The sequence below is a fragment of the Serratia sp. CY43202 genome (assembly GCF_052168755.1).
Lineage (GTDB): Bacteria > Pseudomonadota > Gammaproteobacteria > Enterobacterales > Enterobacteriaceae > Serratia > Serratia bockelmannii.
Genome location: NZ_JBJNMB010000012.1, coordinates 151,770 through 173,689, shown reverse-complemented (window position 1 = coordinate 173,689; position 21,920 = coordinate 151,770). Strand labels below are relative to the sequence as shown.

Sequence of the window (21,920 nt, the reverse complement as noted above, 5' to 3'; positions counted from 1 at the left end):
GCGAAGTACAGCGCGCGCACCGAACAGCTGTTCGCGGAAGCGGGCTACGGCGTGCAGGGTGAATGGCTGAACCTGGAGCCGTTCGTCAACCTGGCGTACGTGAACTTCGAAAACAACGGCATCGCGGAAAGCGGCGGCGCGGCGGCACTGCGCGGCGACAAGCAGCATACCGACGCGACGGTGTCGACGCTGGGGCTGCGTGCAGACACCGCGTGGCAGGTGAGCCCGGGCACGACGGTGGCGCTGCGCAGCGAGCTGGGGTGGCAGCACCAGTACGGCGGTCTGGACCGTGGCACCGGGCTGCGGTTCAACGGCGGCAATGCGCCGTTCGTGGTGGACAGCGTGCCGGTGTCGCGTGACGGCATGGTGTTGAAGGCAGGGGCGGAAGTGGCGGTGAACGAGAATGCCACGCTGTCGCTGGGCTACGGCGGACTGCTGTCGCAAAACCATCAGGACAACAGCGTCAACGCCGGCTTCACCTGGCGCTTCTGACGTTCAGCAGCGATCTCAAGGACAACGGAGCCGGCATGCCGGCTCCGTTTTTATTTGCGGCTGTGGGGTGAGTCCGTATGATGGCGCGGCGCCAGGGCAATAAAAAACCGGGACCCTGACGGATCCCGGCTTAAAAGTGGGTAAAACAGATTAGCGCTAAAGGCTCAAGCCCCGTTTGATTTGCGCAGTCCGAGCGATGTGGACATCGTCTCAGTAGCGGCAACGGAACAAATTTTCCCTGGTGTTACTATGGTTATTATTAAAAAACGTGCTGGTGTTATTTTTTATAGTGTATTGCTGTATGTCTCTTTTGATACCATGTTTGACGATGCAACATGGTATGTCAAGCAACGTTTTTAACGCATAATTGCATGAGATGCTAGTTTTAGATGTGGCTTTTTCAGCAGAAATAATCAAAACGACTGATAAATCAGTAAAAAAAATCGAAGGAACAAATGGATAACAATCACCAAAAATTCGATTCACAGTCGATTGCCAATCGGGTCAGGGAGCTGTTTTTACATTACGGGATTGGAAAACGTCAGCATGCCCGCGAGCTCAGCCGCATCTTGGATCTGAGTTTTTCACATGCGCACCGCAAACTGAAAGGGCAAAGCCCCTGGACGCTGGAACAGATCAACAGCGTCGCGGCCGCGCTCGGAGAAACGCCGGCGGCGATCGCCGATTTGAGCGCCGAACACGAGACTCCCGAGCCAAACATGGCGCGCGATGCCATCTTTGTCGTGGCGGGGGTGGCGATACCTTGCGTCGGGCACATCGGCGACGAGCTTCCTGCCGGGCGGCCGGCGGAATTTGTGGCGCTGCGCGTGGAAGGGCAGTGGCATATCTATCGCACCGATGAGGCGCCGGCAGGCCCGCGTTACGGCGTCGATCTGATCGAAATCCGGCCCGGCTTCGGCGACGACGAGCGGCTGAGCATCGCGGTATTGGACGATTCGCATCAGGCGGCCGATGAACTGGCCAAGTATCTGGGTGGCTGCGGGTTCAACGCGGTGGCGTTTTACGACGTCGACAGTTTCTGTCAGGCGTTGCAGCAAAGCCTGTTCGACGGTTACGTGGTGGACTGGTTGATCGGTGAGGAAACGGCGGATCGCTGTATCGCCACCATCCGCGCCTCCGACAATCCGGACGCGCCGGTACTGGTGCTGACCGGTGAACTGGGCACCGACCGACGCGAATCGGAAATCGCTCAGGCGATGCGCGAGTACGACGTGCTCGGCCCTTATGAAAAACCGGTGCGGCTCCATGTGATCGAAGCCGCACTGCAACGCTGTTTTAATCTTTAGCGGGGAACACCTCGGCCAGCGCGCTCGACAGCGCATCCAGTCGAACCGGCTTCATCAGGTAGTTATCGAACAGGGCGCGCTGATCCGCCGTTAACTGCTCCGGCGTGTAGGCGCTGATGCCGATGATCGGCACATGGCGGTTGGGGCCACGACGGTTGCGCAGCTGCCTGGCCAGAGCAGCGCCGTCGATGCCCGGCATCTGCAAATCCAGCAACAGCGCATCGTAAGGACGTCTGAGCAGCTTCTGCAGCGCGCGTTCCGGCGAGTCGCACAGTTCGTGCTGGTAACCCAGCTTGTCCAGCAGCGCCGCAAAGGCGTCACCCACCGACTTGTTGTCATCCACCACCAGAACCTGCTGCGGCTTATGCTGCAGAGAGGCATTGGCAGCGGCGGGCTCGTCGGCACGTTCGTCTTCACTGATCTGCACCGGAATGCTGACGATAAAGGTGCTGCCCTTCTTGATTTCGCTGTACACCGTGATGGTGCCGTTGAGCAACGTCACCAGGCCGTGCACGATCGCCAACCCCATCCCCACGCCGGCGTACTGCTTGGTATGCGACTGATCCAACTGGGTAAAGGGCTTGAAGATCTGATCGAGCTGGTCTTTTTCGATACCGATGCCGGTGTCAGTCACTTCGATAATCAACGAACTGCCGCCCGGTTGGCGGCGCAGGCAGCTGTGCAGCGTGATACTGCCGCTTTCGGTGTATTTGTAGGCGTTGGTCAACAGGTTGACGATAATCTGCCGGATGCGCAGCGGATCGGAGTGCACCAGCAGGTGGCTGCACTCCACTTCGCAGCTCAGTTTGACCTGCTCTTTGCGGGTCAGGGTGGCGATTTCGTTGGCGGTCTCCGCAATCAGCTTCTGCGCGTCGAATGGCACGATGCGCAATTCCATCATGCCGCTGTCGAGGTGCGCGTAGTCGGTCAGATCTTTCATCTGGCTTTCGATTTGCTGCGCGGCGGTCTCCAGCCGTTGGAAGGTATCCGCATGCTCCGCCGACACCCGGGTATTCACCAGCACGTCGATGGCCGACATCACGCTCTGCAATGAGGTGCGCAGCTCGTGGCCGATCGCGCCGAGGAAAGCATTTTTGGTGCGGGTCGCTTTCTCTGCCTCAATCGCCTTGGCCTGTTGGCGAATGGTCAGCCGCTGCTGGCGGAACACGATCAGGGTGATGGCGATCAACGCAATCACCGAGAACATGACGATCACCAACCCATAGAAAATGATGTGCCGTTTCTCGATGTAGTCCTCATAGGCGGCGGTACGCTGCTTCACCTCGGCGTGGTCGGTCAGGTTGGCCATTTCGATGGAATAAGGCTTGATGGCCTTCATGGCGGCGAAAACCTGGTCGAAGTCGATTTTCGGGCTGTCCAGCAGCTTATCGATGCGATCCATCTGCAGACGCATCTGTTTGACCACTTCCGGGTAACCCGGCTCGGCGTACAGCGGCTGGGTCGATTCGGAGACGGTTTCCAGCACGTAAAAGCGCGAATAGAGGATTTCGAACCGCAGCCGCAGATTGTCGTTGTCCACCTGCGGCGCGTGGCTCTGCTGCTCGACGAAGGTGTCGAATTCCGCCAGCTTGATGGAGAACTTGGCGATCGACCACGAGTAGTTCTCCTGCGTGCCGGCGATGGCATACAGCCCTTTCTTCGACAGGGTGGCGCTGTAGTAATAGAGCGTGACGGTCGACGCCACCAAAAACAGCGCGGCGAAGATGGCCGGGATCGCCAGTCTGCTGCCGTTCTTAAAGGTCGTCAGCTTCATTTGATCACGATCCTGTCGACTTGCCAGATAAAGCGCGAGTTGTATAACGGTGAGTTCAGCTCAGGCCCGGCGGCGTCTCGCGGGTACACCAGGAACAGCGGGCCGAAGTTTCTAAGCTTCAACATCTCCCCGTCCATCTTGTAGGCCAGGATCATGTTGTATTTCGTGACGTCGGACAGCGGCACGTCGATGTAATAATCGTTCAGCGCGTAGAAGGTCAGCGTTTCGCCCTTGGCGCCGACGCGCTCCAGGATGTCAGCCACTGAAATCCCTTCAAACTTTCTCTGCGGTGTCCAGGAGGTGGAGGTGGTGATGCTGTGCAGCGGCATCGCCAACAGTTGCTTGTCGGTGAACAGATAGCTTTTTTTGACCGGGTCGGTCACGTTGTCGATCTTGCCCGCCACTTCCAGGGTAAAGCTGAGCGCGCTGCTCTGGGCGATAATCAGGGCCACGCAGGCCATCGCAAGGGTTTTGCATAGTTTGAACAGCATAGGTGTTCTCCAGAGGCGCGGGGAGGTTGTATCAGTCCCGCTAATTTATCAGGCAGAATAATGGCAGAAAAAGCAGGCGGGTGCGAAGGGAATAGTAAACCGCACAAAAAGAACAGGCCGGTATTTACCCGGCCTGTGAGTGGGCTAACCGCAGGGGTTAGCGCATGGTGACGAACTCTTCCGCCGCGGTCGGGTGGATCGCCACGGTGTTGTCGAAGTCCTTCTTGGTGGCGCCCATCTTCACTGCCACCGCGAAGCCCTGCAGGATTTCATCCATGCCGAAGCCGATGCCGTGCAGGCCGACGATCTTCTCTTCTTTACCCGCGCACACCAGCTTCATGCGGCACGGCTGGCGGTGCTGCGTCACGGCGCTGTACATGGCGGTGAAGGAGGATTTGTACACCTTCACGTTGTCCGCGCCGAATTTCTCGATGGCTTCCGGCTCGGTCAGGCCGACGGTGCCGATCGGCGGGTGGCTGAATACCACGGTGGCGATGTTGCTGTAATCCAGGTGCTCGTCCGGCTTGTTGTTGAACAGGCGCTCGGACAGGCGGCGGCCGGCGGCCACGGCGACCGGGGTCAGCTCTACCGCGCCGGTGTTGTCGCCCACCGCGTAGATGCCTTTGACGTTGGTGTTCTGGAACTTATCGACGTCAATGTAGCCTTGCTCGTTGGTTTTCACTCCGGTGACGCCGAGGTTCAGGTTGTCGGTCGCCGGTTCGCGGCCGATGGCCCAAATCAGGCAGTCGACGGTGAATGCTTTGCCGTTTTCCAGCTGCAGCGTCAGGCTGCCGTCGGCGTTCTTGACGATCGCTTTCGGCACCGATTCGGTGTGCAGGCTCGGCCCCTCGGTGTTCATCACTTCCACCAGGGTTTCGACGATCATCGGATCGAAGCTGCGCAGCGGCGCGTGCTTGCGCACGAACAGGTGCGTTTCCGCGCCCAGCGCGTTCAGCACGCCGGCGATCTCCACGGCGATATAGCCGGCGCCGACTACGGCGACGCGCTTCGGCATGGCGTCCAGCTCAAAGAAGCCGTCGGAGTCGATGCCGTATTCCGCACCCGGAATAGCCGGATGGCTCGGGCGGCCGCCGGTGGCGATCAGGATGTGGTCGGCGGTGATGGTCTCGCCGTTCACTTCCACGGTGTGCGCATCCACGAAGCGTGCGAAGCCTTTGATCACGTCGACCTTGTTCTTGCCCAGCACGTTATCGTAGGAGTTGTGGATGCGATCGATATAGGCGGTGCGGTTGGCGACCAGCTTCTTCCAGTCGAAGGCGTTGACGGTGGTGTCGAAGCCGTAGTCCGGGCCGTACTGATGGATGGCCTCGGCGATCTGCGCCGCGTGCCACATGACTTTTTTCGGTACACAACCCACGTTTACACAGGTGCCGCCCAGCTCTTTGGCTTCAATCAGCGCACACTTTTGGCCATACATGGCTGCCCGGTTGATCGATGCGATACCGCCGCTGCCGCCGCCAATTGCTAGATAATCGTAATGTTTCGTCATCTGGGATTTCCATGAGTTGTGAATTTGAAGAGGGTAAGAGTTTAACGCCTGACCGGGGTTTGTCGCAAAGATTGCGTCGATGGCTGCGATAGGTGGGCGCAGGGCGCGGCAAACCGCGCCCTGATGGGGATTATTCCGGTACCACCCAGTTCACCAGATGGTGACCGATGCCCGACGGCACCAGCACCTTGTGCAGCCACGGCAGCACGTTTTTCATCTGCTGTTCCAGCTTCCACGGCGGGTTGATGACGATCATGCCGGAGGCGGTCATGCCGCGCTGATCGCTGTCGGGTTTCACCGCCAGTTCGATCTGCAGAATGCGGCGAATGCCGGTGGCTTCCAGATCGCGCAACATGCGTTTGATCTGCTGGCGCATCACCACTGGGTACCACAGCGCGTAGGTGCCGGTGGCGAAACGCTTGTAGCCTTCCTGAATGCCTTTGACCACGTCCTGGTAATCGGTCTTCATTTCATACGGCGGATCCATCAGGATCAGGCCGCGGCGCGACAGGGGCGGCAGCTGGGATTTCAGCTGCTGATAGCCGTCGGCGCGCTGCACTTTGGCGCGCTCGTCTTTCTGGAACTCGCTGCGCAGCAGCGGGTAGTCGCTCGGGTGCAGCTCGGTCAGGTGAATTTTGTCCTGTGGGCGCAGCAGCTGGCGGGCGATCAGCGGCGAGCCGGGATAGTAGCGTAGCGTGCCGGAACGGTTAAAGTTGTGCACCACGCTCATGTAGGCCGCCAGCTCTTCCGGCAGATCGTCGCGTTGCCACAGCAAGCCGATGCCTTCCAGGTATTCGCCAGTGCGCTCGGCGTGTTCGCCGCTGAGCTGATAACGGCCCGCGCCCGAGTGGGTATCCAGATACAGGAACGGCTTCTCTTTTTCCTTCAGCGACTCGATGATCAGGCTCTGAACGGTGTGTTTGAGCACGTCGGCGTGGTTGCCGGCGTGGAAACTGTGGCGATAACTTAACATGACGGGTGGCGGTTCCTTGTGCTCCGCAGACGGAGCATTCAATGCAATAAGGCTTATAATCTGCACAGTATAAACTGTCTGGCCGGGAAAAACCGGACTCCGTTGCCGCAGACGTTAACAGAAAGGGACAGGACGATGAGCAAACAGGCGATTTTGGCGAATTACCCCGACGCGGCGCGCTGGGCGTTCGGCGACGGCCCTGCATTAGCCGACGAACTGCTGGGATTGGTGCTGAGCGGGGATAAAACCGCCACCTGCAGTTCCTATGCGAGCTATCGTCGGGAACAAACCCCGCGGATCGGCGATTACAGCATCGTTCTCGATGGCCGCGGCGAACCGGCCTGCGTGATCAGAACGCTGGCGCTGCGCCTGGTGCGCTACGACCAGGTGACCGCCGAGATGGCGGCCAAAGAGGGCGAAGGCGACAAAAGCCTGGCGTTTTGGCGCGAGGGGCATCAGGCATTCTTTACCCGCGAGGGGAGCTTTGCGCCGGACATGTGGCTGGTGTTCGAAGAATTCGAACGGGTTGAAACGCTGTGAATCACAAGGAGAAAGGATGAGCTGCATTTTTTGCGACATCGTGGCGGGCAAGGCGCCGTGCCATAAAATCTGGGAAGACGACGACCATCTGGCGTTCCTGTCCATCTTTCCCAACACCGACGGCTTCAGCGTGGTGATCCCCAAGGCGCACCACCCGAGCTACGCCTTTGACCTGCCGGACGAGGTGCTGAGCGCGTTGATGCTGGCGACCCAGCGGGTGGCAAAGCAGCTGGATCGCGCGTTCGACGACGTCGGCCGCTGCGGCATGGTGTTTGAGGGCTACGGCGTTGACCATGTGCACGCCAAACTGATCCCGCTGCACGGCACCGCGTCGCTGGAACAGTGGCGGCCGATCGAATCGACCTCGCCGAAGTTTTTCACGCGTTACGAAGGCTATATCTCCTCCCACGATGCGGCGCGCGCCGACGACAAACAGCTGGCGGCGCTGGCCGCCCGCATTCGCCAATGCGCCGTTTAAGGCACGAACGATCAACGCCGGGCATTGATTTTCCTGTTGCCCGGCTCCATGTTAGAGATTCATACGCATTTTAAGGCTCGCCCTCGCGGCGGGCCCCAACGCTAATCAGGACTGCCCTATGACAAATCCGTTGCTGACCCCGTTTTCCCTGCCGCCGTTTTCGGCGATCCGCCCTGAAGATATCGTGCCTGCGGTGCAATCCGCGCTGGCGGACTGCCGCGCCGCGGTAGAGCGCGTGGTCGCGCAGCCGGGGCCGTTCACCTGGGACAATTTGTGTCAGCCGTTGGCGGAGTCGGACGATCGCCTGTCGCGCATCTGGTCGCCGATCGGGCACCTGAACTCGGTGAAAAACAGCCCGGAGCTGCGCGCCGCCTATGAGCAGGCGCTGCCGCTGCTGTCCGAGTACGGCACCTGGGTCGGCCAGCACGAAGGGCTGTACCAGGCCTACCGCAGCCTGAAAGAGGGCGCGGCGTTCGAGACGCTGAGCGTGCCGCAGCGCAAGGCGGTGGACAACGCGCTGCGCGACTTCGAGCTGTCGGGCATCGGCCTGTCGGCGGACAAACAGCAGCGCTACGGCGAGATCGTCGCGCGCCTGTCCGAGCTGGGTTCCACCTACAGCAACAACGTGCTCGACGCCACCATGGGCTGGAGCAAACTGATTACCGACGAAGCCGAGCTGAGCGGCCTGCCGGAAAGCGCGCTGGCGCAGGCCCAGGCGATGGCGCAGGCCAAAGAGCAAGACGGCTGGCTGCTGACGCTGGACATGCCGAGCTACCTACCGGTGCTGACCTACGCCGACAACCGCGCGCTGCGCGAAGAGATGTACCGCGCCTTCGCCACCCGCGCCTCCGATCAGGGGCCGAATGCCGGCAAATGGGATAACAGCGAAGTGATGGCGGAAACGCTGGCGCTGCGCCATGAGCTGGCTCAGCTGCTGGGCTTTGACACCTACGCCGACAAGTCGCTGGCGACCAAGATGGCGGAAAGCCCGGAGCAGGTGATCGGCTTCCTGAGCGATCTGGCCAAACGCGCCCGCCCGCAGGCCGAGCAGGAGCTGGCACAGCTGCGCGCCTTCGCCAAACAGCACTATGGCGTGGACGAGCTCGACGCCTGGGACATCACCTATTACGGCGAAAAACAGAAGCAGCACCTGTTCTCCATCAGCGACGAGCAGCTGCGCCCGTACTTCCCGGAACAGCGTGTGGTGGAAGGGCTGTTCGAAGTGGTGAAACGCATCTACGGCATCACCGCCAAAGAGCGTAAAGACGTGGAGACCTGGCATCCGGACGTGCGCTTCTTCGATCTGTTCGACGCCGACGGCGAGCTGCGCGGCAGTTTCTACCTCGATCTGTACGCCCGCGAAAACAAACGCGGCGGCGCCTGGATGGACGACTGCGTCGGCAGTCTGCGCAAGGCCGACGGCACGCTGCAAAAACCGGTCGCTTACCTGACCTGCAACTTCAACCGTCCGCTGGGCGACCAGCCGGCGCTGTTCACCCATAACGAAGTGACCACGCTGTTCCACGAGTTCGGCCACGGTCTGCACCACATGCTGACGCAGATCGATACCGCCGGCGTCTCCGGTATCAACGGGGTGCCGTGGGATGCGGTCGAACTGCCGAGCCAGTTTATGGAAAACTGGTGCTGGGAGCCGGAAGCGCTGGCGTTTATCTCGGGCCATTACCAGAGCGGCGAGCCGCTGCCGAAGGCCATGCTCGACAAGCTGCTGGCGGCCAAGAATTACCAGGCGGCGCTGTTCATCCTGCGCCAGCTGGAGTTCGGCCTGTTCGATTTCCGCATGCACTTCGAATACAGCCCGGAAAAAGGCGCGCAGATCCTGCCGACGCTGGCGGAAGTGAAGAAAATGGTGGCGGTGGTGCCTTCGCCGAGCTGGGGCCGCTTCCCGCACGCCTTCAGCCACATCTTCGCCGGCGGCTACGCGGCGGGTTACTACAGCTATCTGTGGGCGGAAGTGCTGTCGGCTGACGCCTACTCGCGCTTCGAAGAAGAGGGGATTTTCAACGCCGAAACCGGCAAATCCTTCCTCGACAACATCCTGTCGCGCGGCGGGTCGGAAGAGCCGATGACGCTGTTCAAACGCTTCCGTGGCCGCGAGCCGCAGCTGGATGCTATGCTGCGCCATTACGGCATTAAAGGATAACCCGACACGTGAGCGTGTGTTTATTGTGTGAAGCAGGCGCCGATCCCGGTGCCTTGTCTGTTTTGGCGCAGCGCTGGCAGCTGACGTCCGACGACGATGCGCCGATGGCGCTGGTACTGACGCCGGAACGGCTGGAGCTGCGTAAGCGCGACGAGCCGAAGCTCGGCGGGATCTATGTCGACTTCGTCACCGGCACCATGGCGCACCGGCGCCGTTTCGGCGGCGGCCGCGGCGAGGCGGTGGCCAAGGCGGTCGGCATCAAGGGCAGCTACCTGCCGGACGTGGTGGACGCTACTGCCGGGCTGGGGCGCGACGCCTTCGTGCTGGCGGCGCTGGGCTGCCGGGTGCGGATGCTGGAGCGCAATCCGGTGGTGGCGGCGTTGCTGGACGACGGACTGCAGCGCGGCTATCAGGATGCGGAAATCGGCCCGTGGCTGCGCGAGCGCCTGACGCTGTTGCACGCCTCCAGCCTGACGGCGCTGGCGGATCTCAGCCCGCGCCCCGAGGTGGTGTATCTCGATCCGATGTTCCCGCACAAGCAAAAAAGCGCGCTGGTGAAGAAAGAGATGCGGGTGTTTCAATCGCTGGTGGGCAGCGACGATGACGCCGACGGCCTGCTGGAGCCGGCGCGCCGCCTGGCGACCAAGCGCGTGGTGGTGAAACGCCCGGACTACGCGCCGCCGCTGGCCGACGTGCCGGCGCACGCCGCCACGCTGACCAAAAGCCACCGTTTCGATATCTACATGCCGCTGTAATGTCAGCCGGGCCCGCCGTGTCGGGCCCTCAGTTTTCCTCCCGCAAGCTTTTCCCCACGCCGCCGCCCGGATGCACCGCCAGCAAGGTCTCCTTGTCGTAACCGCTGCGCGCCATCAGGCAGGCGCAGGCGGCGTCGAAGATCGCCAGCACCAGCACAATTGAGGTGGTGGCCAGCATGTTCAGCGGATCTATCTCCTTTTGCACCCCGGTGGCGATCGTCAGCTGCGCCGCCTGCGCGATGGCGGAGTGCGGGTTTTCCGTCACCGCGATCAGCGTCACCCCTTTGGCCTGCAGCGTCGGCAGCAGGCGGGTCAGCTCGTCGGAATTGCCGCCGCGCGAGATCAGGATCAGCAGATCGTCGGCGCGCAGAAAACCCAGATCGCCGTGCGCCGCGCCGGTGGCGTCGAGGTAGACCGCCGGCCGTTCCACGCAGGCCAGCATGTGGGCTATCTTGCGCGCCGCAATCCCCGAGGTGCCGACGCCGGTGACGGCGATTTTACCGCGGCAGTCGGCCAGCTGCGCCAGCAGCCGTTGCCAGGTGCGCGCGTCGAGGCGCTCGCCCAGCTGCGCCAGCTCCTGGCTGTAGGTTTGCCAACCCTGCACGGCCTGCCGCCATTCCTGCTGCATCACGCCTCCTCCTGCATCAGCTGGCGGTATTTCATGTGGTCGTTGTACAGCTCATGGAACACCCGGTATTTGCGGTCGTAGTAGCTTTTTATCTGGTTGGTCTGCGGCGTCACCGTCTTGCCGATGCGGCTCATGGCGCTCATCGCCTCCGGCAAGGTGTCGAACACGCCCGCCGCCACGGTGCCCATCATCGCACCGCCGAGCAGCATCGCTTCGCTTTCCTCCGGCAGCAGCATGGCGCAGCCGGTGGCGTTGGCGTGCTCCTGCACGAAGATCGGGTTCTTGGTGCCGCCGCCGCTGGCCATGATGGTGTCGATGCTGTAGCCGCTGTGGTTCATGGTTTCGATGATGTGGCGGGTGCCGAGCGCGATGGCCTGAATGGTGGCCAGGTAGTGCAGCGCCATATCCTCCGGCGTGCGCGACAGCTTCAGCCCGGTCAGGATGCCGGTCAGCGTCGGGTTGGCGCGCGGCGAGCGGTTGCCGTGGAAGTACGGCAGCATGTGAATGTCCTGCGTCAGGAAGGCGATATTCTCCGGCTCGCCGGCCATGCGGCGCAGAATGGCGTTCAGCACCTCATAGATGGTCTGCCCCTGGGTTTTCGCCTGCGCCAGCAGCTCCGGGTAGCACGGGTGCGACTGGATGACGTGGTCGATCAGCGCGCCGGTGGCAGACTGGCCGCCCTCGTTCAGCCAGTATTCCGGCAGGATCGCCGAGTAATACGGCCCCCAGACGCCGCCGATAAAGCGCGCGGTGCGCGACATCGCCATATGACCGGTGGAGGTGCCGCCGATCAGCGCGACGCGGCGGTTGAAGTCGGCCACCTCGCCGGAGACGCCGGTGGCGCCCAGCGTGCCGAGGGTGCCGGCGTGGGCATCGATTATCGATACGCTCACCGCCGTGCCGGCGATCAGCCCCATCTCGCTGGCGGCGCGCTGAGTCAGGCCGTGGCCCAGCGGCTCGCCCATCATTTTAACGTCGCTGCCGATCTTGGCCGCGTCGTGTTCCAGCACGTCTTCCAGCCCGATCTGCTGGAAGTAGCTCTTGTCCCAACGCTGCTCGTGGCCGAGATAGGTCCACTTGCACACCGTCGAGCACAGCGAACGGGTGGCGTCCTGGGTGGCGCGCCAGGTGAGGAAGTCCGGCAGATCGAACAGGTAGCCGGCGTTGGCCCAGGTGGTGGGCATGTGCTGTTTCAGCCACAGCAGTTTCGGCGTCTGCATCTCCGGCGAGATAATGCCGCCGACGAAGTCCAGCACCCGGTGTTTGGTGGCGTTGATGCGCTCGGCCTGGGCGATCGCCCGGTGATCCATCCACACGATGATGTTCTGTTCGGTACGGCCGGAGGGGCTGACGGTCAGCGGCTTGCCCTCTTTATCCAGCACCACCAGCGAACAGGTGGCGTCGAAGCCCAACCCCTTGACCTGGATCGGGTTGATGTCGGCCTGGTTGACCGCGTCGCGCACCGCATTGCACACCGCCTGCCAGATGTTATCCGACGACTGCTCGACGAAATCCGCCTTCGGCCGGTACAGATCGATGGCCCGGCTGGCCTGGCCTACCATGCGGCCGTTGAGATCGAATACGCCTGCGCGCGCGCTTCCGGTGCCCACATCTACGCCAATAAAATAGCTTGCCATTATTTTCTCCTCAGGCTTTTCGATTCTGTAACGCGATAAACAGGATCAGCACGCCGCCCCACAGGGCCATGGTCAGGTAGCTGCTGACCCCCAGCAGATTGAGGCCGCTTTCCAACATTTGCAGCACGATCAGCGCCAGCACCAGCCCCAGAATACGGCCGAAACCGCCGTCCGGGTTAATGCCGCCCAGCACCGAGGCCAGAATGGTCACCAGCAGATAAGATTCGCCGTAGCCGGCCTTGGCCGAGTTGAACTTGGCCATCATCAGCAGGGCGGCGCCCCAGCCGAGCAGCGCCGACAGGATATACACCGCGATCTGCACCCGCGCGGTGTTCACGCCGCTGAAGCGGGTGGCCTGCTCGTTGGAGCCGATCAGGTACAGGCTGCGGCCCAGCGTGGTGTGCTCCAGCAGCAGCCACAGCCCGACCGCTACCAGCAGGAACAGGATCAGCGCCACCGGCACGCCGAGCACGGCGCCATTGCCAAGAAATTGAATCGCCGCCGGGAAGCCGGAGATCACCGCGCCGTTGGACAGCAGGATATTCAGGCCGGTGATCAGGGTCATGGTGCCGAGCGAGGCGAGGATGGGCGAGACGCCGATCCAGGCCACCAGCACCCCGTTCAGTGCGCCGATTGCCACCGCCACCAGCAGGCCGGCCAACAGCGCCAGTGCCAGGAACAGCGGCTGGTCGGGATGGCTGACGATGATCGCCGCCATCACCAGTGAACAGGCGTTGGCGCCGGCGATGATCGACAGATTGATGCCGCCGGTCAGCATGGTGATGCCCATGCCGAGCGCCAGCAGGCCGAGGATCGGCAGCTGCGAGGCGATCGACTGGAAGTTGCCAAGGCTGAAGAAGCGCGATCCGAGCAGACCGGCGAACAGCAGCGCCACCGCGATGATGATCGCGCCCTGCAGACGAATGATCCGATCGCTTGGGATCAACCGAGTTAACTGCGTCATGTCAGATCTCCTTGAGCAGCTTGCGTTTTTCGTTCCAGGCGGTGGTGCTGATGCTGATCAAAATGATCGCGCCGCTGAACACCTGGTGCCAATAGGCCGAGACGCTGAGCAGCGTCAGCCCGTTTTGCAGGAAGGCCAGCAGCACCACGCCGAGCAGGGTGCCGGTCAACGATCCGCGGCCGCCGCTCATGCTGGTGCCGCCCAGCACCACCGCCGCCAATACCGTCAGCTCGAAGCCGAGCAGCGAGTTGGGCGCCACCGACTGGGTGATCTGCGCCTGCACTACCGCCGCGACGCCGGCCAGAATGCCCATATAGCCGTAGACGCAGAAGTGCAGCCGCAGCAGGTTCAACCCCAGGCGCGACGCCGCGTCGCGGTTGCCGCCCATGGCGTAGATCTGGCGCCCCAGCCGAGTGCGGTTCATCAGCACGCCGGTGACGACGATGGTCGCCAGCAGGCACAGCAGCGGCAGCGTCAGGCCGTAGTCGTAACCGTCGGCGCCCTGGAACGAGAACCAGTTGATGCCGTTCATGAACCAGTCTGGGAAGCCGTACAGCCAGGTGCCGTTGGTGGCGTACACCAGCAGGCCGTAGAACAGGTTAAGGGTAGCGATGGTGATGATGATCGCCGGCACCTTCAGCCAGTACACCAGGAAACCGTTCACCAGCCCGAGCAGCAGGCCGACGCCGATCGCCAGGGCGAACGCCAGCGGGAAGCTGCCGCCGTGCTGGATCACCCAACTGGCCATCACATACTGGGCGATGGCGGTGACCGCCGGGAACGAAATGTCGATGCCGCCGGCGATCAGCACCACGAACAGCCCGCAGGCCAGAATGCCGAGAATGGCGTAGCTGGTGGCGACGTCGGTCAGGTTGCCGAGCGTCAGAAACTCATCGGTGCCGGCGCTTAGGCCGATCGCCAGCAGCAGCACCAACAGGCCGAGATAAAACTCGTGCCGCCCGGCCAGGCGGGCCAATAATGACTTATCCATTCACCACCTCGGCGATCTGTTGTTCGGTACTCTGGTGCGGCGCGAATTCGGCGATCAATTCGCCCTTGCGCATCACCATCACCCGATGGCTGTTGTAATAGGCTTCCGGGATCTCGTCGCAGATCATCAGCACCGCCATGCCCAGCTGCGCCAGATCGCGGGCGATCTGGTAGATCCCCTCTTTGTTGGCAATGTCCACGCCGACGGTAGGCGAGTCGAGGATCAGGATCTTCGGCTGGGTCGCCACCCATTTGGCGATGGCGATACGTTGGGCGTTGCCGCCGGACAGGGTTTTCACCGGCAATGCGCTGTCGGACACCTTGATGTTCAAATCACGGATCAGCCGGTTGACCAGCTCGGTCGCCTTGGCGTGATCCAACAGCCCGAGCGAGGTATGCAGCCGATCGAAGACGGTGACGATGGTGTTGTCGTAGATCGATTGCTCCATGATCAACCCCTGCGTCAGGCGATCTTCCGACACATAGCCGATGCCGTGGCGCACCGCTTCGCGGTTGTTGTGCAGCTGCACCGTGCGGCCCTCGATGCGGATCTCGCCGCTGTCCGGCCGCGTCATGCCGAACAGGCTGAGGCACAGTTCGGTGCGGCCGGCGCCGAGCAGGCCGACGATCGAGACGATCTCGCCGCCGCGCAGCGCCAGATTGACGTTGCGGTATTTTTCGCCGCGGCTGAGGTTGCGCACCTCGAGCAGCGGCGCTTGTTCAGCCGGCGGCAGCGGCGGCAGCGGGCTGTAATGGAAGCGTTGGCCGGTCATCAGGAACGCCAGTTCATGGCTGTCCAGTTCGCTGGCCGGCCAGGTGCCCACCAGCTTGCCGTCGCGCATTACGCTGATGCGATCGGCGACTTCCATCACTTCGTCCAATCTGTGGCTGACGAACACCACGCAGATGCCGGCCGCCTTCAGTTCGTTAACCACCCGCAGCAGGCCGTCGACTTCCTGGCGTGTCAGCGAGGCGGTCGGTTCGTCCATGATAACCAACCGCGCTTCGGCGGCGATGGCGCGGCAAATCGCCACCAGCTGCCGATCGGCGATCGACAATTTTTCCACCTTTTTATCGGGATCGATGTGTACGCCGACCCGTGCCATGGCGTCCAGCGCCGTCTGGCGCATCACCCGCTTGCGCACCCAGAAGTGGCCACCGGGCAGGTAACGGTGGATGGCGATGTTCTCCGCCACCGTCAGGTTAGGGAACAGCGACAGGTCCTGGTAGATCACCTGTATGCCGTAATAACCGGACAGCTGCGGCGTCAGGGCGTGGAAGAGTTTGCCTTCCAGCGAAATGTTGGCGCCTTTTTCCGGCTGATAGACGCCGGAGATGATTTTAATAATGGTGCTTTTGCCGCAGCCGTTTTGCCCGGCCAGGCAGTGCACTTCGCCTTTATTCAGCGTCAGGTTGATCTGGTCTAATGCCAGCACGCCTGGGAATCGCTTGCTGATATTCTCCAGGGTGATAAATGCGGGGGAGGCTGTCATAACGTTAACCTGTGCTTGCGTAGCGGCCGAAGCCCTGGGCGCAGCAACGCTGCGCCCCTACGAGGGTTTAACTTCTTTCCCGGTGTGGCGAAATTACGCGAAAAATCAGAATCCGAGCGATTTGGCGTTGTCTTTGGTCACTTCCAAAATCTTATTAAACCGAATCACTTTGTGTTCCATATCGACGTCGGCCTTACCGAGGCCCTCGATCGACAGGTCCTTATTCACTTCCTTGCCCTGCAGCAGCTGGTCGGCCACCGTCACCAGCGCATAACCGGCGTCTTTCGGATCCCACAGCAGCGCTTTCTTGATGTCGCCGCGCATCAGGTAAGGGGCGGCCTGCGCCGGCATGGCGATGCCCACCACCGCGATTTTGTCCTTGGCGCGTTTCTTGGCCACCGCCTGGCCGGCGCCGATCGGGCCGAGCGAACCGAAGCCGATGATGCCCTTCATCTGCGGATAGGTTTTCATCAGATCCAGCGTGGTGGCGTAGGATTTGTCGATGCTTTCCGCCACCGGCAAGCGCGAGGTGACTTCAAACATGTCCGGGTATTTTTCTTTCTGGTATTTGATGGCGAAGTCGGCCCAGGCGTTGTGCAGCGGCACGGTCAGCGAACCGACGTAGATCGCATAGCCGCCTTTGCCGCCCATGTCTTTCGCCAGCTCATCGACGTTGGCCTGCGCGTATTTCTCGCTGTCGATGGTCTCGATGTCCCACTGGCCGATCTGCTGGTCCGGGGATTCATGGGTCAGCACCACGATGCCTTTGTCGCGCGCTTTTTTCAGCACCGGTTCCAGCACCTTGGCGTCGTTCGGCACCACGATGATGGCGTTAACGTTCTTGGCGATCAGATCCTCAATCACCTTGACCTGCGCGGCCGGATCCGGCGTAGAAGGGCCGGTCTGGTAGGCGTTGACGTCGAGTTTTTTCGCCGCTTCGTTGACGCCCACTTCCATGCGGTTGAACCACGGGATGCCGGTCACTTTAGCGACTACGGCAATCTCATACTTATCAGCGGCGAACACAGGTGTTGTCGATAACATGCACGCAGAAACCACACATGCATTTAATAATGCGAGGTTAAATTTCATTAGCTGTACCTTTTTTTATCTGTAGGGGTGGCGGTTTTTCCACCGCTGCAGATTACAAAGGAATGGAAGAGGGGGCGTAGCTGAAGTTAATGAAATGTGATCTGCGCACATTTAAGTAAAATATTGGCGTATTTAGTGTTAAATAAATGTTTAATTATTTGATGGTGGTAAATTTACCACCAATCAAATGGCAATAAATAACTATTTATTAACTTTTATTTAACTAATTTGCATCATTCTGATGGCGTGAAGGCATAAAAAAATGCCGGCGCAGAGGCCGGCATTGAAGCATTTAATCGATGTGTGAACAAGATCACCTTTACGACGGATTACAGCACGCCTTGGGCCAGCATCGCCTCCGCGACCTTGACGAAACCGGCGATATTCGCGCCGTGTACATAGTGGGTTTGCTTGCCCTCGCCGCCGTATTCCACGCAGGCATGGTGAATATCCGCCATGATATGTTGTAAACGTACATCCACTTTTTCCGCCCGCCAGCCGATGCGCGCGGCGTTTTGCGCCATCTCCAGCCCCGACGTGGCCACGCCGCCGGCGTTGGCCGCCTTGCCGGGCGCGAACAGCACGCCGGCGTCGAGGAAGGCGTCGGTGGCCTGGATGGTGGTCGGCATGTTGGCGCCTTCCGCTACCGCCTTCACCCCGTTGCGGATCAGCGTCTGCGCCGCCTCGAGATCCAGTTCGTTCTGGGTGGCGCACGGCAGGGCGATATCCACCGGCACGTTCCACGGCTGCTGGCCCGCCAGGTAGGTCAGACCGCGTTCGCGGGCGTAGTCCGCCACCCGGCCGTAACGCTGGTTTTTGATCTCCGCCAGGTGCGCCAGCTTCTCGGTGGTGAAGCCGTCTTCGTCCACCAGGGTGCCACCGGAATCCGACACGGTGATCACGCGCGCATCCAGCTCCAGCGCTTTCTCGATGGTGTACTGCGCCACGTTGCCGGAACCGGATACCGCCACCCGCATGCCCTCAAAGCCCAGGCCGTGGCGCTGCAGCATGGCGTCGGTAAAGTACACCAGGCCGTAGCCGGTCGCCTCGGGGCGGATCAGGCTGCCGCCGAAGGAGAGCCCTTTGCCGGTAAATACGCAGGCGGTGTTGTTGGACAGTTTCTTCATCATGCCGGCCATAAAGCCGACTTCACGGCCGCCGACGCCGATGTCGCCGGCCGGCACGTCGGTGTCCGGCCCCAGATGGCGGTACAGCTCGGTCATCAGCGCCTGGCAGAAGCGCATGATCTCGCCCTGGCTTTTGCCCTTCGGATCGAAATCGGAGCCGCCTTTGCCGCCGCCCATCGGCAGGGTAGTCAGCGCATTCTTGAAGGTCTGCTCAAAGCCGAGGAACTTCAGGATCGACAGGTTTACCGATGGGTGGAAGCGCATGCCGCCCTTGTAGGGGCCGATGGCTGAGTTGAACTGCACGCGGAAGGCGCGATTGACCTGCACCTGGCCGCGATCGTCCACCCAGCTGACGCGGAACTGAATGATGCGCTCGGGCTCTACCAGGCGTTCCAGCAGCGCCTGTTCGCGATAGCGCGGGTTGCGCTCGATAAACGGCCACAGCGAGGTGAACACTTCGCGCACCGCCTGCAGATATTCCGGCTGGTGGGGGTTATGGCGTTGTAACGAGGACAGGAAAGACTCTACCGATACGGCATATTCCATGGATAACTCCTTTTCGCATTAAGTTTCCCCCGCTATTTCTTATAGATTTGGGTGTGGGTGATGCCCGGGGGAGGATGTTGTGTCTTTAGCGACTATATCATCGGAGGGCGGTTGATTATCAAGCGATTAATCGGCGTGGCGGCATGAAAAACGCCCGCAGGGCGCGGGCGTTGGGTAGTTAAGTTAGCAAGCGCTTACTTTATTCGTCTTCTTCGTCGCGCAGCGGCACGATCAGCATATCGATGTGCACGGTATTGATCAGCTGGCGAGCGGAAGACATCAGCTTGCTCCAGAAGTCCTGATGGTGGCCGCACAGTACCAGGTCCATGTCGTATTTCTTGATGGCATCGACCAATACCTGCGCCAGATCGCCGCTGCCGCTCAGGGTCTCGGTGATCGGGTAGCCGGCGTTTTGCGACAGCTCGGTCAGCGCCTGATGGGTTTCCTCGGAGATGCGTTTTTGCATGTCGCCGAGATTGACGTCGATCAGGCCAGTATAGAGGTCGGAATAGTTGACATCGACGTGGATCAGAGAAACTTTAGCGTTGTACGGCCGCGCCATCGAGACGGCTTTTTCTACCAGGATCTTGCTTTCCGGGGATAGGTCCACCGCGATCAGTATGTGTTTGTAAGCCATAAGAATACTCCTTCCATAAACATGCCGATTAAAAAGGGTTAGCAGGCGTTCCGTTTACCCGCCTGGCGCTTTTGGTTCCATAGTATCATTCGGATAACGCAATGATATGTTGGGGCGATCACACTGCGCCGCATCGAAAATCTCTCCGCCCGATACCTTTCGTTGTACACCCGCGCGGCGTAAAAGCCTATGGGTTATGCGGGCTTTAACAGTCTGACCGCTTGAATTATAAGCGTTATTAAACAAAGTATAGCGCTAAATGTGCAATCAGCGCTCCAGATGCGGCTGCAGCAGGCTTTCAAACCACTCATGAAACACCGCCAGGCGGCGCGATCGCTGGCGGCGATGGGGGTAGATCAGGGCGATCGGCATGGAGGCGGCGCGGTAACCGGGCAGGACTTCCACCAGTTCACCGGCGTCGAGCAGGTGTTGCACGTCGTAGCGCGGGATTTGCATCAGCCCCAGCCCGGCGCGGCAGCAGGCGATATAGCTTTCGGCGTTGTTGACCACCACCCGGCTGGGCAGTTCGAGGCGTTGCGTATGGCCGTCGTCGGTCAGGTATTCCCAGGGGGATTCGCGGCCGGTTTTGGGCGAGGCGTAACCGATGCTCCAGTGCCCCTCGATGAGATCGCCGGGCTGGCGTGGATGGCCGAATTCGCTCAGGTAGGCGGGGCTGGCGCAGTTGATCAGCGCGATATGGCCGAGCGGGCGCATCACCAGGCTGCTGTCGTGCAGATCGCCGACGCGCACCGCGCAGTCGACCCCTTCCTGCACCAGATCGATGGCGCGATCGGCGGAGCCGAGCACCAGCTGCAGATGAGGGTGGCGCCGCAACAGGCTAGGCAGCGCCGGGGCGATCAACCGGCGAGCGATGCGGCTCGGCACGTCGACGCTGAGCCGCCCGGAGGCCTGCCGCTGGCTGGCCTGAAACGACTGATCGATGTCTTCCACCTCGGCCAGCAGCGGGCGCAGCCGCTCGAGCAGCTGTTCGCCGTCGGCGGTCAGCCGCACTTGCCGCGTGGTGCGGTGCAGCAGGCGCACGCCCAGCTGCGTTTCCAGTTGTTGCACGGCGGCGGACACCGAGGCGCGCGGCACCTCCAGCGCGTGGGCAGCCCGGATAAAGCTGCCCATTTCCGCCACCTGCACGAATACGCGGTATTGATTAAATCTGTCCATCTCGTGACCTGCTGTTCCGTGGCGCCGTTTCTGACAGAGAGTGTAGCCGTATGACGCGGTTGCGCGCGAGCAGGTGCGGGGGCATCTCCGCCCCCCGTCGAACTTATTTGGTGGTGTAGCCGCCGTTGATCAGGATGGTTTGGCCGGTTACCCACCAGCCGTCGCTGACCAGATGGCGGATGAACGGCACCACGTCTTCGATATCGGTCAGGCCGGTTTTGCTGAACGGCGACAGCGCCGCCGCCGTCTTGTGGTAGGCCACGGCGTCCGCACCCTCAGCCGGGTAGAAGAACGGGGTGTCCATCGGGCCGGGGCCGACCGCCGTCACGGAGATGCCACGCTCGCCGAACTCCTTGGCGGCGGCGCGGGTGAAGTGCTCCACCGGCGCTTTGGTGCCGGCGTAAGCGGCGTAAAACGGCGTGAAGGCGCCGAGCAGCGAGGTGACCAGCGTGCAGATTTTACCGTTGTCGTTAAGGTGCTTGCCCGCCTCTTTCAGGAAGAAGAACGCGGTTTTGGCGTTGACCGCGGTCATCTCGTCGTACTCGGCTTCGCTGATGTCGACCATCGGCTTTTTCAGCACCTTGCCGACGGTATTGATGGCGATATCCGGCTTGCCGACGGCGGCGACCGCATCGGCGAACAGCTTCTCGACCGCGCCCGCGGTGGTCAGATCGGCCTGCAGCGCGACGCCTTGCGCACCGGCGGCCTGAATGGCGGCGACGGTTTTCTCCGCTTCGGCTTTGGAGGCGGCGCTGTTGTAGTGGATCACCACCGCTTTGGCGCCTTGCTCAGCCAAATCGCGCGCGATCAGCCCGCCGAGGTTCTTGGCGCCGCCGGCGATGAGGACGGTTTTTCCCTTGATTGAATGGTTTGCCATAACAGTTTCCTTGGATGAACGTAACGGAAACCTGAGTCTAGCCAGCGTGGGGGGAAAGATCAGCGGCGTGGCGCGGGATAGACTATCCATAAAAACCGCCTAATCGAAAACGGGCGGTTATCGCTTATAACGTCCCGGCAGGTGACTTTTCGGCACAGGGCGGTAAATTTTATCCACTGCTCAGGCCAGTTTGCGTTTCATTAACCTACAATGATGGATATGGGCCTCATCATTTCCCCTCTGAGTGGAACCACGCCGTGCAAATCTCTCTG

General features: G+C 61.2%; 20 protein-coding genes. 6 read left to right on the top strand and 14 right to left on the bottom strand.

Annotated elements, in window-relative coordinates; genetic code table 11:
• A partial coding sequence (locus tag ACJ8J5_RS23020) for an autotransporter outer membrane beta-barrel domain-containing protein (protein WP_442520501.1) occupies positions 1–492 on the top strand: 492 nt, incomplete at its 5' end.
• A gap of 455 nt (positions 493–947) precedes the next feature.
• Positions 948–1,799, top strand: a complete 852-nt coding sequence (locus tag ACJ8J5_RS23015; RefSeq protein ID WP_025304624.1) for a helix-turn-helix domain-containing protein — start codon at positions 948–950, stop codon at positions 1,797–1,799.
• Here ACJ8J5_RS23015 and ACJ8J5_RS23010 read toward each other — a convergent pair.
• The 4 genes from ACJ8J5_RS23010 to ACJ8J5_RS22995 all read right to left on the bottom strand — a co-directional run bounded on the left by ACJ8J5_RS23010 (position 1,789) and on the right by ACJ8J5_RS22995 (position 6,547).
• Positions 1,789–3,573 carry an ATP-binding response regulator gene (locus tag ACJ8J5_RS23010; RefSeq protein WP_414105021.1) on the bottom strand — a complete coding sequence of 595 codons (1,785 nt, stop codon included), beginning with the start codon at positions 3,571–3,573 and terminating at the stop codon, positions 1,789–1,791. The genes ACJ8J5_RS23015 and ACJ8J5_RS23010 overlap by 11 nt on opposite strands.
• Entirely contained in the window at positions 3,570–4,064 is a 495-nt protein-coding gene (locus ACJ8J5_RS23005) for a molybdopterin-dependent oxidoreductase (RefSeq protein ID WP_351165069.1), read from the bottom strand. The genes ACJ8J5_RS23010 and ACJ8J5_RS23005 overlap by 4 nt, the downstream gene beginning before the upstream one ends.
• Before the next feature lie 157 nt (positions 4,065–4,221).
• On the bottom strand, positions 4,222–5,574 hold the full coding sequence (gene gorA, locus ACJ8J5_RS23000) for a glutathione-disulfide reductase (RefSeq protein WP_025304617.1): 1,353 nt from the start codon (positions 5,572–5,574) through the stop codon (positions 4,222–4,224).
• 130 nt (positions 5,575–5,704) lie between these two features.
• Complete coding sequence (locus ACJ8J5_RS22995; protein WP_004931012.1) at positions 5,705–6,547, bottom strand: 23S rRNA (adenine(2030)-N(6))-methyltransferase RlmJ; 843 nt, start codon at positions 6,545–6,547, stop codon at positions 5,705–5,707.
• Positions 6,548–6,682: 135 nt separating this feature from the next.
• On the opposite strand from ACJ8J5_RS22995, the gene ACJ8J5_RS22990 reads away from it, so the two are divergent.
• From ACJ8J5_RS22990 to rsmJ, 4 genes are all read left to right on the top strand, one after another.
• Positions 6,683–7,087, top strand: a complete 405-nt coding sequence (locus ACJ8J5_RS22990) for an ASCH domain-containing protein (RefSeq protein ID WP_025304616.1) — start codon at positions 6,683–6,685, stop codon at positions 7,085–7,087.
• 16 nt (positions 7,088–7,103) lie between these two features.
• Positions 7,104–7,565, top strand: a complete 462-nt coding sequence (locus tag ACJ8J5_RS22985; protein WP_414105020.1) for an HIT family protein — start codon at positions 7,104–7,106, stop codon at positions 7,563–7,565.
• A 118-nt stretch (positions 7,566–7,683) separates the two neighbouring features.
• Complete coding sequence (gene prlC / locus ACJ8J5_RS22980) at positions 7,684–9,726, top strand: oligopeptidase A (protein WP_025304614.1); 2,043 nt, start codon at positions 7,684–7,686, stop codon at positions 9,724–9,726.
• An 8-nt stretch (positions 9,727–9,734) separates the two neighbouring features.
• A complete protein-coding gene (gene rsmJ / locus ACJ8J5_RS22975; RefSeq protein ID WP_025304613.1) occupies positions 9,735–10,481 on the top strand; it encodes a 16S rRNA (guanine(1516)-N(2))-methyltransferase RsmJ in 747 nt (248 codons plus the stop codon).
• Positions 10,482–10,509: 28 nt separating this feature from the next.
• Here rsmJ and ACJ8J5_RS22970 read toward each other — a convergent pair whose 3' ends face one another.
• The 10 genes from ACJ8J5_RS22970 to ACJ8J5_RS22925 form a co-directional block, all read right to left on the bottom strand.
• A complete protein-coding gene (locus tag ACJ8J5_RS22970; protein WP_414105019.1) occupies positions 10,510–11,109 on the bottom strand; it encodes an SIS domain-containing protein in 600 nt (199 codons plus the stop codon).
• Positions 11,109–12,746, bottom strand: a complete 1,638-nt coding sequence (locus ACJ8J5_RS22965) for an FGGY-family carbohydrate kinase (protein WP_025304611.1) — start codon at positions 12,744–12,746, stop codon at positions 11,109–11,111. The genes ACJ8J5_RS22970 and ACJ8J5_RS22965 overlap by 1 nt, the downstream gene beginning before the upstream one ends.
• Positions 12,747–12,756: 10 nt before the next feature.
• Positions 12,757–13,710 carry an ABC transporter permease gene (locus ACJ8J5_RS22960; protein ID WP_049294968.1) on the bottom strand — a complete coding sequence of 318 codons (954 nt, stop codon included), beginning with the start codon at positions 13,708–13,710 and terminating at the stop codon, positions 12,757–12,759.
• A gap of 1 nt (position 13,711) precedes the next feature.
• Positions 13,712–14,701: an ABC transporter permease gene (locus ACJ8J5_RS22955; RefSeq protein WP_015379367.1), complete on the bottom strand. Its 990-nt coding sequence runs from the start codon at positions 14,699–14,701 to the stop codon at positions 13,712–13,714.
• The gene (locus ACJ8J5_RS22950; RefSeq protein ID WP_025304609.1) at positions 14,694–16,193 is read right to left on the bottom strand and encodes a sugar ABC transporter ATP-binding protein; all 1,500 of its coding nucleotides are present in this window, start codon (positions 16,191–16,193) and stop codon (positions 14,694–14,696) included. The genes ACJ8J5_RS22955 and ACJ8J5_RS22950 overlap by 8 nt, the downstream gene beginning before the upstream one ends.
• 105 nt (positions 16,194–16,298) lie before the next feature.
• Positions 16,299–17,285, bottom strand: a complete 987-nt coding sequence (locus ACJ8J5_RS22945) for an autoinducer 2 ABC transporter substrate-binding protein (protein WP_025304608.1) — start codon at positions 17,283–17,285, stop codon at positions 16,299–16,301.
• A gap of 329 nt (positions 17,286–17,614) precedes the next feature.
• Positions 17,615–18,958: an NADP-specific glutamate dehydrogenase gene (gene gdhA, locus ACJ8J5_RS22940; RefSeq protein ID WP_021505207.1), complete on the bottom strand. Its 1,344-nt coding sequence runs from the start codon at positions 18,956–18,958 to the stop codon at positions 17,615–17,617.
• Positions 18,959–19,157: 199 nt separating this feature from the next.
• A complete protein-coding gene (gene uspA, locus ACJ8J5_RS22935; RefSeq protein WP_004930988.1) occupies positions 19,158–19,595 on the bottom strand; it encodes a universal stress protein UspA in 438 nt (145 codons plus the stop codon).
• 267 nt (positions 19,596–19,862) lie between these two features.
• Entirely contained in the window at positions 19,863–20,771 is a 909-nt protein-coding gene (locus ACJ8J5_RS22930) for a LysR family transcriptional regulator (RefSeq protein WP_049209143.1), read from the bottom strand.
• A 103-nt stretch (positions 20,772–20,874) separates the two neighbouring features.
• Positions 20,875–21,648: an SDR family oxidoreductase gene (locus ACJ8J5_RS22925; protein ID WP_025304606.1), complete on the bottom strand. Its 774-nt coding sequence runs from the start codon at positions 21,646–21,648 to the stop codon at positions 20,875–20,877.
• Positions 21,649–21,920: the final 272 nt, after the last annotated feature.